The 13246-nt window shown below is 71.7% G+C and carries 11 protein-coding genes and 1 pseudogene; all 12 read right to left on the bottom strand.

What is annotated here, in order from left to right; translation table 11 throughout:
• Positions 1–21 precede the first annotated feature (21 nt).
• The 12 genes and pseudogenes from ABZ321_RS02005 to ABZ321_RS02060 all read right to left on the bottom strand — a co-directional run bounded on the left by ABZ321_RS02005 (position 22) and on the right by ABZ321_RS02060 (position 13147).
• Positions 22–507, bottom strand: coding sequence for a CinA family protein (locus ABZ321_RS02005; RefSeq protein ID WP_344507799.1), 486 nt, complete (start codon positions 505–507; stop codon positions 22–24).
• Positions 508–747: 240 nt separating this feature from the next.
• Positions 748–1308, bottom strand: a pseudogene (gene pgsA, locus ABZ321_RS02010) (CDP-diacylglycerol--glycerol-3-phosphate 3-phosphatidyltransferase); the annotation flags it as partial.
• On the bottom strand, positions 1305–2735 hold the full coding sequence (rimO, locus tag ABZ321_RS02015) for a 30S ribosomal protein S12 methylthiotransferase RimO (protein WP_354888632.1): 1431 nt from the start codon (positions 2733–2735) through the stop codon (positions 1305–1307). The pseudogene pgsA and the gene rimO, both read right to left, overlap by 4 nt.
• Positions 2736–2763: 28 nt before the next feature.
• Entirely contained in the window at positions 2764–3207 is a 444-nt protein-coding gene (locus tag ABZ321_RS02020; protein ID WP_354888635.1) for a DUF3291 domain-containing protein, read from the bottom strand.
• Between the two features lie 25 nt (positions 3208–3232).
• The gene (locus tag ABZ321_RS02025) at positions 3233–3844 is read right to left on the bottom strand and encodes a helix-turn-helix domain-containing protein (protein WP_344507805.1); all 612 of its coding nucleotides are present in this window, start codon (positions 3842–3844) and stop codon (positions 3233–3235) included.
• A gap of 8 nt (positions 3845–3852) precedes the next feature.
• Entirely contained in the window at positions 3853–4782 is a 930-nt protein-coding gene (locus ABZ321_RS02030; RefSeq protein WP_354888638.1) for an AEC family transporter, read from the bottom strand.
• 1319 nt (positions 4783–6101) lie between these two features.
• Positions 6102–8765 carry a DNA translocase FtsK 4TM domain-containing protein gene (locus tag ABZ321_RS02035; protein WP_354888640.1) on the bottom strand — a complete coding sequence of 888 codons (2664 nt, stop codon included), beginning with the start codon at positions 8763–8765 and terminating at the stop codon, positions 6102–6104.
• A 2-nt stretch (positions 8766–8767) separates the two neighbouring features.
• Positions 8768–9169: a DUF2784 domain-containing protein gene (locus ABZ321_RS02040; protein WP_344507811.1), complete on the bottom strand. Its 402-nt coding sequence runs from the start codon at positions 9167–9169 to the stop codon at positions 8768–8770.
• Between the two features lie 4 nt (positions 9170–9173).
• Complete coding sequence (locus tag ABZ321_RS02045; RefSeq protein ID WP_344507813.1) at positions 9174–10862, bottom strand: ribonuclease J; 1689 nt, start codon at positions 10860–10862, stop codon at positions 9174–9176.
• On the bottom strand, positions 10859–11812 hold the full coding sequence (gene dapA, locus ABZ321_RS02050) for a 4-hydroxy-tetrahydrodipicolinate synthase (protein WP_344507815.1): 954 nt from the start codon (positions 11810–11812) through the stop codon (positions 10859–10861). The genes ABZ321_RS02045 and dapA overlap by 4 nt, the downstream gene beginning before the upstream one ends.
• 36 nt (positions 11813–11848) lie before the next feature.
• Positions 11849–12586 (bottom strand): FAD-dependent thymidylate synthase, encoded by a 738-nt coding sequence (gene thyX, locus ABZ321_RS02055; protein WP_344507818.1) that lies wholly within the window; start codon positions 12584–12586, stop codon positions 11849–11851.
• Between the two features lie 12 nt (positions 12587–12598).
• Positions 12599–13147: a DUF2752 domain-containing protein gene (locus ABZ321_RS02060; RefSeq protein ID WP_344508171.1), complete on the bottom strand. Its 549-nt coding sequence runs from the start codon at positions 13145–13147 to the stop codon at positions 12599–12601.
• Between the last annotated feature and the right edge of the window lie 99 nt (positions 13148–13246).

Genomic DNA, 13246 nt, shown 5'->3' on the forward strand with positions numbered 1-13246 from the left:
GATCGACACCCTACCCCGCCGTTATCGCGAGGTGATGGTGGTCGCCAGCACCTCGGCGAGGAGCGTGACGGCCGCTTCGACGGCGCCCGCGCGGACCTCGGAGCGGTCACCCGGCAGGGTGAGCTCCCGGACGGCGGCGTGCTCGGGCAGGGGTCCGGCGACGGCGACGTACACCCTGCCGACAGGCTGGCCACCCTGCGGATCCGGGCCCGCGACGCCGGTCGTGGCGGCCGCCCAGTCGGCGTCGCAACGCTCCCGCGCCCCGGCGGCCATGGCGGCCGCGACGGACGGATCCACCGGTCCATGCGAGTTCAGCAGCGGCGGCGGTACATCCAGCAACGCCGCCTTCAAATCCGTCGCATACGCGACCATCCCGCCGCGGAACACCACGCTCGCCCCGGGCACGGCGACGAACTCGGCGGCCAGCAACCCTCCGGTCAGCGACTCGGCGACCGCGAGCGTCTCGCCCCGCCCCTGCAGCGTCGTCAGCACCTCAGCCGCACTCACGCCGTCACCTCCGCCACGTCCCGGCGCCGCGCGCACCGAAGGCGAGCCCGCGTACACCGAGGGCGAGTTTGCGTGGGTCCAGGGCGAACGGTCCGCTCATGCGACCGGCTCGTCCGCCACGGGCGCGACCGCCGGCGCGGCGATCGGCGTGCTCAGCATCTGGTCCTGGGCGGCCAGCCGGTCGGCCTCGCCGAACGTGTCCGGCCCGCCACTCGCGACGCTCGCGCGGCGGCGGCGCAGGGAGTCGCGGCGCACCCGGTACGCCCGCACGACGTAATCCAATCCAGTGACGACCGTCACGATGAGGGCGCCCGCCATCAGCCACGGTCCCACGGCGGCGAGCCCGTCCGGCAGCGGCGTGAGGTACCAGCCGATCGCCAGGATCTGCAGGGCCGTCTTCGCCTTGCCGCCCCGGCTCGCGGGGATGACGCCGTGCCTGATCACCCACAGGCGCAGGGCGGTGACCCCCCACTCGCGCACGAGGATGAGCACGGTCACCCACCAGGGCAGCCGGTCGTACAGCGACAGCAGCACCAACGCCGCGCCGGTCAGCGCCTTGTCGGCGATCGGGTCGACGACCTTCCCGAAGGAGGTGACCAGGTTGTACGTGCGGGCGATCCACCCGTCGACGTAGTCGGTCGCCGACGCGACGACGAACGTGATGCCCGCCGCGAGCTGCCAGCCGGTGTCGGTCAGCCCGCCCGCCACGACGAAGAAGACGAAGACCGGGACGAGCACCATCCGCACGACGGTCAGGACGTTGGCCGCGTTGAGCAACGGGACGGGCTTGAGAACGGTCATGAGGCCGCCGGACTGATCATCTCGATCGGGACGGCGACCAGGTCGACGCCGACGCTGTCGACGACCCTGGCCCGGACGAGGTCACCGGGGCGCAGCGAGAACGGGTCGAGCCCGTCGCCGACGACGAGGGTCGTGGAGCCGTCGACCTCGGGCGCCTGGTGCCCGGCGCGCCCCTCGACCGAGTCGTCGAGGAGATAGTCGACGAGGACGTCGACCTGGGATCCGATCCGGTCGGAGGCACGCTGCGCGCAGAGCTCCTCGGCGAGGGCGCTCATCCAGTCGTACCGCTTCTTGATGTCGCTCTCGGACACCTTGTCGGGCAGGTCGGCGGCCTCGGTGCCGTCCTCGTCGCTGTAGTCGAACACGCCGACCGCGTCGAGGCGGGCCTCGGTGAGGAAGCGGGCCAGCTCGTCGACGTCCTCGCGGGTCTCGCCCGGGAAGCCGACGATCACGTTGCTGCGGGCGCCGGCCTCCGGGTCGAGCTTGCGCACCGACTCGAGCAGCTCCAGGAACCGCTCGGTCGACCCGAAGCGCCGCATCCGCCGCAGGACCGGCTCGCTGGAGTGCTGGAACGACAGATCGAAGTACGGCGCGACGCCCGGCGTGGTCGCGATCGCCTCGACCAGCCCCGGCCGGGTCTCGGCCGGCTGCAGGTACGACACCCGCACCCGCACGATGCCGCTGACCGCCGCCAGCTGCGGCAGCAGGCGCTCCAGCAGGCGCGGGTCGCCGAGGTCCTTGCCATACGAGGTGGAGTTCTCGCTGACGAGCACCAGCTCGCGGACGCCGGTGGACGCCAGCCACTCCGCCTCGGCGAGCACCTCGTCCGGGGTCCGGGACACGAACGCGCCGCGGAACGACGGGATCGCGCAGAACGAGCAGCGCCGGTCACAGCCGCTGGCCAGCTTGAGGGGCGCGACGGGCCCCTTCTCGAGCCGCTGCCGCATCACGCCGCGCAGGTGCGCCGGCAGGTGGCCCGGCACGACCACCTCGACCGCCTCGCGGCGCGCCACCGGGGTCAGCGGCAGCAGCGTGCGCCGGTCGCGCGGCGCGTGCGAGGCGATGGTCTCGCCGGCCATGATCGCGTCGAGGCGCGCCGCCATGTCCGGGTAGTGGTCGAAGCCGAGCACCGCGTGCGCCTCGGGCAGCTCACCGGCCAGCTGTTCGCCGTACCGCTCGGCGAGGCACCCGGTCGCGACGACCTTGGCGCCCGTGTCGGCGGCGGCGAGCAGCGTGTCGATCGAGTCCTGCTTGGCCTTGGCGACGAACCCGCAGGTGTTGACGACGACCACGTCCGCGTCGGTGCCGTCGGTGGTGACCGCCCAGCCGCCGGCCGCGAGGCGGGCGGCCAGCTCCTCGGAGTCCACCTCGTTACGAGCGCAGCCGAGGGTGAGCAGGGCGACGCGACGGTCAGCATTGGCGGGCATGCTCCGAGGGTACCGGGCCGATCGGGGCTCAGGCTGCGGGGAAGGGGTCGCGGAACGTGAACGCATCGGATGACGGGCCCTCGCGTCGCAGCAGGTCCAGCCGCTCTCCCGCCTCCTCGACCGTCGGGATGTGCCCCGCCGGGATCCACCAGTTGACGGCGTACACGTCCCCGAGTGGCACGAACCACTCGCGCCGCCGTCGCAGCACGTCGAGGTGACCGCTGCGGAACGTGAAGTCCCGCAGCGTCTCGAGGCTCTCCCACACGGACAGGTTGACGAGCAGGTCGCCGCCGAACGGGCGCAGCGAGGTCGCGTCGGCCCCGCCGCCGTCGACGAGCCGCCAGACGAACCCCGGCCAGCCGTCGGCGATGGCGTTGATCCGGTCGAGGTCCCCGTAGAAGCCGGCCATGCGGGGGTCTTCCTTCGGCCCGACGGTCCGGCCGACGTTCAGCTGCGCGAGGTGGAAGGTCATGGCGTCATTCTAAAACTAACCGTGGTTATTTTTGGTACCGCCTAACGGTCACACAGCACCCGTCCGGCCGGGGGTCGATCTGGACCCGCTCCCCGAGCGCCCCTTCCAGCAGCGCCAGGTTCGCCCCGCAGACCAGCGCCGCGTGCGTCCTCGCCACCCCGTCGAACGGGCAGTTCCGCAGCCGCCACACCGCACCGTCCTCGTACGGCTCGTACCCCAGCCCCCGCAGCAGCTCCTCGTCGCTGGTCGCGTCCCGCTTCAGGCGCTCGCCCTGCCGCCGCGCCGCCTCGTACAGGACCGGCTCCACCCCGGCCTCCTCGACGGCGTCGGCGAACACCGTGGCCAGGGTCCGGTAGTCCCGCGGCGGCAGGCTCAGCTCATGTTCGGCCGCGGCTCGCCGGTACAGCTTCGACGGCCGCCCCGCGCCGGGCCCGCTGCGCCCGTTGACCCGCGCGAACGACACCTCGACCAGTCCCGCCTCGGCCAGCCGGTCCAGATGGTGCGCGGCCAGGGTCCGCCCGATGCCCAGCCCGTCCGAGACCGCGTTCCGGCTGACCGCCTCCCCGCTGCGGGCGACGTACTCGTACACGGCCCGGCGCTGCGGCTCGGCCAGCGCTGCGATCGCATCGGCATCCACCCGACCAATCATCCCAGCAGGACAGCCACCACGGTCAGCGTCACCATCGACACCGCCGTGGACGCGACGACGGCGTCCCGCGGGAAGCGCCCGTCGACGCCGTACGCACGGGCGAACACGAACGTGTTCTGCGCGGTCGGCAGCGCGGCACACAGCACCGCCGCGAACAGCCCTGCGCCGTGCAGCCCGAGGACGTACCTGGCGAGCAGGAAGCACACGAGCGGCTGGACGCACGACTTGAGCACCACCGACAACGCCACCTCGACCGGGCGGGCGGGCGCCTGGTCGGGGTCGTTCGCGCGTACCAGCGACAACCCCAGCGCCACGAGGGCGGACGGCACCGCGGCGTCGCCGAGCAGCGCCGCGACCCCGGCCAGCAGCGGCGGCAGCTTCAGCCCCGCGGCCCCGAGCGCCACCCCGGCGACGCAGGCCAGCATCACCGGACTCCGCAGCGGCACCGTCACCAGCCGCCGCCACGCCCGCCCATCTGCTGTTTCGATCCGAGCCAGGTCCAGCGTCCCCAGGATCACCGGCGTGAGGATGGTCGTCTGGATGAGCAGCACCACCGCGATGAACGACGCGTCCCCGAGCACCTGCACCGCCACCGGTATGCCGAGGTTCCCCGCGTTGACGTACCCGGCCGCCATGCCCGCGATGGTCTGCTCCCCCAACGACCGCCGGAACCCCCACCGCGCCACCCCGAACCCGACCGCGCCCACCACCACCGTGGCACCCACGAACGCGGCGACCCCCTCCCCCGCGAACCCGGCGACCGGCCGCCGACTCAACGTGTCGAGCAGCGCCGCGGGCATCGCCACGTAGAACACGAACCGCCCGAGCACGTCCACCGCCCCGAGCCCCAGCACCCCGGTCCGCCCGGCGACGTAACCGACAGCGGTAAGCGCCCAGATCGGCACGAACGCCGCTAACACCCCCACCTCACCACGGCGCCCTCCCCCAGCGCGACCACCCTCACCCGCTCACCCATGTCACCCACCCCGTCCCGCGCGCCGGCCCTCCCTCGGACTGTCGCATCGTCCCCTCACCCGCCAGCACCACCCCGCCCGCAGCGTCACCTTGAGCACACGACCCACGACCCACGACCCACGACCGCCGCCTCCGCCCGCCCGTTGATCGAAGGACGGACCTGGCCACGATGGCGACCACCCCCATCCTTCGATCACGCCCACGCCCACGAAGATCAGCGGCCGCCAACCGGCGGCAGCCTGGGGACACCCACCGCACCGCCGCCCCCGACCAACTGGCGCCACCCGAACGCAGCAAGAGCAACACGGCAGCCACCGAGCTCCTCCCGCAGGAACCGCGCGATCACGCCTCGCCCCACACCTCCCGTCCCCGCGCACCATGACTCGCGGCCATGAGGTCCATGAGGCGTCCCGCCTTGGTGAAGCCAACGCGTAACTGAGTCACGCGCCGTCGTCGGAGTCCTGGAGAGCGGCGAGACCTCAGGAACTCATCAGGCCTGACAAGAACGTCGCAGGCCTTGCAACCCTCCAAGAGCCGACGACGCCACGGGTCTCCAGGAACTCCATGAGGCAGCTGGCCGGCCTGGGAGGGGCCGCCGCGCACCTCGCGCGTCCCCAGCCACGAGAGCAGCAGCCGCTTGCGCGACAGCGGGTCAGGCGTCGACTTCGGCGGCCTTGAACGGTGCGGCCCCTCGGAAGCTCGTCAGGGCTTGAGAAGGACGTCACGGCCCTTGGACAGCCCTCGGAAGAGCCGGCGACACCGCACATCTCCATGAAGCCCACGAAAGCGGCCAGCCTTGACGAGGCCGGCGCCGAGCTTGCAGGACCCAGCCGCGGAAGTGACAGCCGCTTGCGCGGCACCGGGGTCAGGCGCCGCCTTCGGAGCCCTTCAAAGCGGTGAGGACCTCAGGGAGAACGTCGCGGACCTTGGAAGCCCCCGGAAGGCCGACAACGCGGCGGGTCTTCACCCAGCCCACATGGCCTGCCGGCCTTGACGAAGCCGACACGCAGCTCACGTGCCCCCGTCGCAGAAGCAGCAGCCGCTTGCGTAGCAGCGGGGTCAGGCGCCGGCTTCGGAGTCCTAAAAAGCGGCGAGGACCTCAGAGCTCGTCAGGCTTGATGAGGACGTCGCGGGCCTTGGAGCCCCCGGAGAGGTCGACAACGCCGCGGGTCTCCGTCAAAGCCCACGTGGACGGCCGGGCTTGACGAGGCCGGCGCGCAGCTTGCAGGGCCCCGCCGCGGGAGTTGCAGCCTCTGCGTGGCAAGCGGGGTCAGGCGTCGTCTTCTGAGTCCTTCAGAGCGGTGAGGACCTCGGGGAGCTCGTCAGGCTTGATGAGGACGTCGCGGGCCTTGGAGCCCTCGGAGGGGCCGACGATGCCGCGGGTCTCCATCAGGTCCATGAGGCGGCCGGCCTTGGCGAAGCCGACGCGCAGCTTGCGTTGCAGCATGGAGGTGGAGCCGAACTGGCTGGTGACGACGAGCTCGATGGCCTGGAGCAGGAGGTCGAGGTCGTCGCCGATCTCCTCGTCGACCTTCTTCTTGGTGTCCTCGGGCTTGGTGGTGACGCCGTCGCGGAACTCGGGCTCGCGCTGCTCCTTGCAGAACTTGACGATGTCGTTGATCTCGGTCTCGCTGACCCAGGCGCCCTGGATGCGGATGGGCTTCGAGGCGCCCATCGGCAGGAAGAGGCCGTCGCCGCGGCCGATGAGCTTCTCGGCGCCCGGCTGGTCGAGGATGACGCGGGAGTCGGCGAGCGACGACGTCGCGAACGCCAGCCGCGACGGCACATTCGCCTTGATGAGACCAGTGACGACGTCGACGCTGGGGCGCTGCGTGGCGAGGACCAGGTGGATGCCGGCCGCGCGGGCCAGCTGCGTGATGCGCACCACCGAGTCCTCGACGTCGCGCGGCGCGACCATCATGAGGTCGGCGAGCTCGTCGACGACGACCAGCAGATACGGGTAAGGGCGGATCACCCGCTCGCTGCCCGGCGGCGCCGTGATCTGCCCGGCGCGGACCTTGCGGTTGTAGTCGTCGATGTGGCGGACGCCGGCGGCGGCCAGGTCGTCATAGCGCATGTCCATCTCGCGCACGACCCAGTCGAGCGCGTCGGCGGCCCGCTTCGGGTTGGTGACGATCGGCGTGACCAGGTGCGGGATGCCTTCATAGCTGGTCAGCTCGACCCGCTTCGGGTCGACCAGCAGCAGCCGCACCTCGTCGGGCGTCGCCCGGGTCAGCAGCGACACGAGCAGCGAGTTGAGGCAGCTCGACTTGCCCGCGCCGGTCGCGCCGGCGATCAGGATGTGCGGCATCTTCGCCAGGTTGGCCAACACATAGCCACCCTCGATGTCCTTGCCGAGGGCCACGATCAGCGGGTGATGGTCGCCGGCCGCGACGCGCGAACGCAGCACGTCGCCGAGCGCGACATTCTCGCGGTCGGGGTTGGGGATCTCGACGCCGACGGCGCTCTTGCCGGGGATCGGGCTCTGGATGCGCACGTCGGGCGACTTCACCGCATAGGCGATGTTGCGCGACAGGGCGGTGATCCGCTCGACCTTGACGCCGTGGCCGACCTCGACCTCATAGCGTGTGACCGTCGGGCCGCGGGTGAAGCCGGTGACGAGCGCGTCGACGCCGAACTGCTCGAACACGCTCTGCAGCGCCGCGGTCACCTCGTCGTTGGCCCGGGTGCGGCCGCGCGGGGCGTCGCCGGTGCCGAGCAGGTCCGGCGGCGGCAGCTTGTAGTCGGTGTCGGTGAGCGCGAGCTGCTCGGCGCGGGTCGGCAGCGGCGAGTGCTCCGGCGGGTCCTTCTCCTTCTCTTTCTCCTTGGCCTTCTTGCGCGAGGCGGCCGCGGGCCGTGGCAGCACGACGGTGTCGTGCACGATCGCGTCGTCGCCGAAGCCCCCGCCGGGGCCTCGGTCGGGGCCTCGGTCGGGGCCTCGGTCGGGCGCCGAGGCGTCGTAGCCGAGCGGGCCCTCCTCGTCGTCGAGCGGGTGCGGCAGCGCGGCCTGCCGGCGGCGGGCCGGTGCGCGGCGCGCCGGGCGCGGCTCCGGCTCCTCGTAGAGCTCCTCGAACTCCTCGTCGACGTCGAGGGTCGGGTCCTCGACGCGCCCGAGCGCGAGGTCGCGCAGCTGCCGCCAGCGCTGCGGGATGCGGCTGATCGGGGTGGCGGTGACGACCAGCAGGCCGAACCCGGCGAGCAGGAGCAGCAGCGGGACCGCGACCCAGGAGGTCACGGCCTTCTCCAGCAGGCCGCCGGCGGCGCGGCCGAGCAGCCCGCCGGCCTTGTCCATGAGCTGGGGGGCCTCGGGGCTGCCTGCCGCGAGGTGCATGAGGCCGGTGCCGCCGAGGAAGAGCGCGCTCCAGCCGACGAGGCCGCGGCCGCGGTGGTCCTCCTCGGGGTCGGAGCGCATGACCCGGATGCCGCCGACGACCAGCAGCACCGGCAGGATCGCCGCGGCGCCGCCGATGAACGTGTGGCAGATGCCGGCGAGCCAGTGCCCGACGGGCCCGGCGGACTGGAACCACAGCGCGGCGGTGAGCAGCACGGCGAGGCCGATGAGGCCCAGGCCGGCGCCGTCGCGGCGGTGCTCGGGGTCGAGCCCGCGCGCGCTGGCCGCCTGGCGGCCCACGGCCCGCGCGGCCCAGCCGACGCCGTGTGCGACACCCATCCAGACCGCGATCATGCCCCGCCCGAGCAGCCCGAGCGGCGTGGCGACCACGGCGCCGCCGCGCCGGCGCGCCCGTGGCGTCACCGTGCGGCGCGCCGCCGGAGCCCGCTTGGCGGCGGCCCGGGAGGTCGAAGCCGAGGTCGAGCGGCCAGTCGAGGCCGCAGCCGTCCGCTTCGCCGGAGTCGTCCGTTTGGACGGCGTGCTCGACCCGCCGCGGGCGCTGGGGGTGCCACCGCGGCCGGCCTGAGAGGTGCGGCCCGCCATGGTCACACCGTAGCGGTAGGCTCCGACATTTCTTCGGAGCGGCGGGTCGTGTTCCGGCGCTTTCTGTAGCGTACGTAGATCCCGACGTAGGACACCGCCACCAGTACACCCACCAACACCTGCAACAGATGGGTGTAGCGCTCCGGATAGAGGACGCCTTCGATGTACTGGTCGATGAAGCCGCGCCCGACGCCGGTCTCGCCGGCCTTGCGGCGGGCCCAGTGCTCGACCAGCGTCAACGGGCAGGTGAGCGGGATGCTCACCACGGCGAGGCCCCAGGCGGCGGCCGCGAGATGCGGCCACAACGCCCTGGGCCAGCGCCAGGCGAGGAACCCGCCCAGCACCACGTACGCGAGATAGCCGAAGTGCACGACGAGCACGGTGGACGCCAGCACCTCGTACATCTCGCTAGACCTCCACCACCGTCGGGACGATCATCGGCCGGCGCCGGTACGCCTCGTTGACCCAGCGTCCGACGGTGCGCCGCACGATCTGCTGCAGCTGGTGCGGATCGGTGATGCCCTCGGTCGCGGCCTTGTTGAGCGCATCGGTGACCAGCGGCAGCACCGCGGCGAACACCGCCGGGTCGTCGGAGAAGCCCTTCGCCGACACGGTCGGGCCGGCGACGACCTTGCCGGTCACCGAGTCGATGACCACGGTCGCCGCGATGAACCCGCCGTCGCCGAGGATGCGGCGCTCGGTGAGCAGCGACTCGCCGACGTCGCCGATGGCGAGGCCGTCGACGTACACGTACCGCGACCGGATGTGACCGACGAGGGAGGCCTTGCCGTCGACGAGGTCGACGACGTCGCCGTCCTCGCAGAGCACGACCCGGTCGTCGGGGACGCCGGCGTCGCGGGCGAGCTGGGCGTGCGCCCGCAGGTGCCGCCACTCGCCGTGGACCGGCATGAAGTTGCGCGGCTGCACCACGTTGAGCAGGTAGAGCAGCTCACCGGCGGGTGCGTGCCCGGACACGTGGACCTTGGCGACGTCCTTGTGCACGACGAGCGCGCCGGCCCGGGACAGCTGGTTGATCACGCGGTACACCGCGGTCTCGTTGCCCGGCACCAGCGACGACGCGAGCACGATCGTGTCGCCCTCGCCGATCTGCACGTGCCGGTGATCGCCGTTGGCCATCCGGCCGAGGGCGCTCATCGGCTCACCCTGCGAGCCGGTCGACATCAGCACGACCCGGTCCTCGGGCAGCCCCATCGCCTCGTCGATCGGCACCAGCAGCCCCGCGGGGATCCGCAGCAGCCCCAGGTCGCGGGCGATGCCCATGTTGCGCACCATGGACCGGCCGATCAGCGCGACCTTGCGGCCGTGCAGGTGCGCGGCGTCGAACACCTGCTGGACCCGGTGCACGTGCGACGCGAACGACGCGACGATGATCCGTCCCTTGGCCCGGCCGAAGGTCCGCTCCAGGACCGGGCCGATCTCCCGCTCCGGGGTGACGAACCCGGGGATCTCCGCGTTGGTCGAGTCGGACAGCAGCAGGTCGACGCCCTTGGCGCCGATCCGGGCGAACCCGGCCAGGTCGGTGATCCGGCCGTCGAGCGGCAGCTGGTCCATCTTGAAGTCACCGGTGTGCAGCACGGTGCCGGCCGTCGTCGTCACGGCCACCGCGAGCGCGTCCGGGATGGAGTGGTTGACCGCGAAGAACTCGCACTCGAACGGCCCGAGCCGCTCGACCTGGCCTTCCTTGACCGTCAGCGTGTACGGCTCGATGCGGCGCTCGGCGAGCTTCGCCTCGACCAGCGCGAGGGTGAACTTCGACCCGACGAGCGGGATGTCGGGCTTGTGGGCGAGCAGATACGGCACGGCACCGATGTGGTCCTCGTGGCCGTGGGTGAGCACGATCGCCTGCACCTGGTCGAGCCGGTCGAGGATCGACGAGAAGTCGGGCAGGATCAGGTCGACACCGGGCTGCTCCACGTCGGGGAAGAGCACCCCGCAGTCGATGATGAGCAGCTTGCCGTCGAGTTCGAACACCGTCATGTTGCGCCCGATGGCGCCCAGCCCGCCCAGCGGCGTGACCCGCAGGGCTCCTGGAGTGAGGGGCGGCGGTGGTTCGAGCTCGATGTGTGCCACCGTCATAGGGCCACTCCGAGGTCGTTGTGATGTGCCATCTGGTCTGCGGTGCCAATCGTGCGGCCCGCCTCAGCGCAATCCTCCCGCAGCCGGCCGAGCTCCGCCGCGTTCGCCGGCACCAGCGGCGGGCGCACCGGCCCGGCGGGCAGGCCCAGCAGCGTCAGGGCGGCCTTGGTGAGGATGACTCCCTGCGTGCGGAAGAACCCGCAGAACGCGGGGAGCAACTGCAGGTGGAGCGCACGGGCGCGGGCGACGTCGCCCTCCTCGTGCGCCAGGATCATCCGCTTCGTCTCCGGCCCGAACACGTGCGTCGGCACGCCGACCACGCCCACGGCACCGACCGACAGCAGCGGCAGGGTCAGCTTGTCTTCACCCGAGTAATACGCCAGATCGGTGCGCTTGATCACCCAGGCGCTCTCGCCGAGGTCGCCCTTGGCGTCCTTCACCGCGACGACCCGGTCGTGCTCGGCGATCCGGCACATGGTGTCGGTCTCGATCGCCACACCGGTCCGGCCGGGGATGTCATACACCATCACCGGCAGCCCGGAGGCGTCGCCGATCGACCGGAAGTGCTGGAGGATGCCCGCCTGCGGGGGTTTGTTGTAGTACGGGGTGACGACGAGCAGTCCGTCGGCGCCCGCCTTCTCCGCGGCGCGGGCCAGCTCGATCGTGTGGTGCGTGTCGTTGGTGCCGACGCCGGCGATCACCGTGGCCCGATCGCCGACGGCCTCGATGACGGCCCGCAGCACCTGGTCCTTCTCGGCGTCGCTGGTGGTCGCCGACTCGCCGGTGGTCCCGTTGACCACCAGGCCGTCATGGTCCTGGTTGTCGACCAGGTGAGCGGCCAGCCGCGCCGCACCGTCGACGTCGAGCGAACCGTCAGCGCGGAATGGCGTGACCATCGCGCTGAGCAGCCGGCCGAACGGCCGGCCGGGGTCGGAACCGGTGCGTGTCATACGCACAACCTAGCGGACGCCTTCCGGTCGCTCAGCTCAAGATTCCCAGCTGTACTGAGCGGCGGCGACCTCGGTGCCGTCAGCCAGCGTACTGATGGTGAAATCCGCGAATACGTTCGGCGCCACGCGCTGCAGCTCCTTGAGGCACGCGATCGCCACCTCACGGATCTCGACGTCCGCCGCCTCCGTCGCCCGCATCGTCACGAAATGCCGCCACGCCCGGTAGTTGCCGGTCACGACGATCTTCGTCTCGGCCGCGTTGGGCAGCACCGACCGCGCCGCCTGCCGGGCCTGCTTGCGCCGGCTGGTGCCGTTCTCGACCTCGCTGAACCTGGCCTCCAGGCCCTCCAGCAGCTCGTTGTACGCGCGCAGCGCCGCCTCGGAGGCCTCGACGAACACCTTGTGCAGCGCCGGGTCCTCGGCGATCACGTCCGGCTCGACCATCTGGGCCTCGCGACCCGGCACATACCGCTGCGACAGCTGCGAGAAGGAGAAGTGCCGGTGCCGGACCAGCTCGTGCGTGAACGACCGGGACACCCCGGTCAGGTAGAACGTGACGGTGCCGTGCTCCAGCACCGACAGGTGCCCGACCTCGAGAATGTGCCGCAGGTAGCCCTCATTGGTCGCGGTCGCCGGGTTGGGCTTCTTCCACGACTGGTAGCACGCCCGGCCCGCGAACTCCGCCAGCGCCTGACCGCCATCCGCGTCCGTGTCCCACGGCACGTCCGCGGGCGGTTCGAAATGGGTCCAGGCGATGGCTTTGGCTTCGAGCATTTCAGGAGCCTACTAAACGAACAGCCAGTCGAATGGCGCCCACGGCAGGTTCCTGACCACTGAGAATATGAGCCACGCCACGAGGAATCCGATCAGCGTGCCGCTGGACAGCTGCATCATCGGCAGCACCTTACGGTTCGCCAGCCGGTTGATGGTCCAGCTCGCGTACATGTACGCGAGGAACGGCGCGGCGAACACCAGCATCGCGTGGTGGTGCGCCGCGGCCGGGATGTCACCGTGCAGCAGATACCAGGCCGCGCGTGTGCCGCCGCACCCCGGGCAGTCGAACCCGGTGAACAGCTTCATCACGCACGTCGGCGCGTCGGTCGCACCCGCCTGCGTCGGCCGCATGAGCAGCGTATAAGCCACCCCGCCGGACACCAGCGCCGTCAGGCCGAGCGGCGACACCCACCTCGGCGTCCGCTCCGCCAGCCTCGCGAGCCGCCCCTTCGGCGGTGTCACGTAGGCATACTGGTAGCCATACGGCGGCACCTCGTGACCACCCGCGCCAGGCTGGACCACGTCCGCGGCGGACCCACCGGGCAGAAGGTGCGCGGCCATCCCGTCACTGGCGGGCACGGCCTGAAGGGGTGACGTCACGCTCTTCACGCTACACCGTCCCAGCCACCATCCCCGCCACCGAGCACGCCCACGATCATG

Origin of the sequence: Dactylosporangium sp. NPDC006015, from assembly GCF_040614215.1 — a bacterium.
Classification (GTDB): domain Bacteria; phylum Actinomycetota; class Actinomycetes; order Mycobacteriales; family Micromonosporaceae; genus Dactylosporangium; species Dactylosporangium maewongense.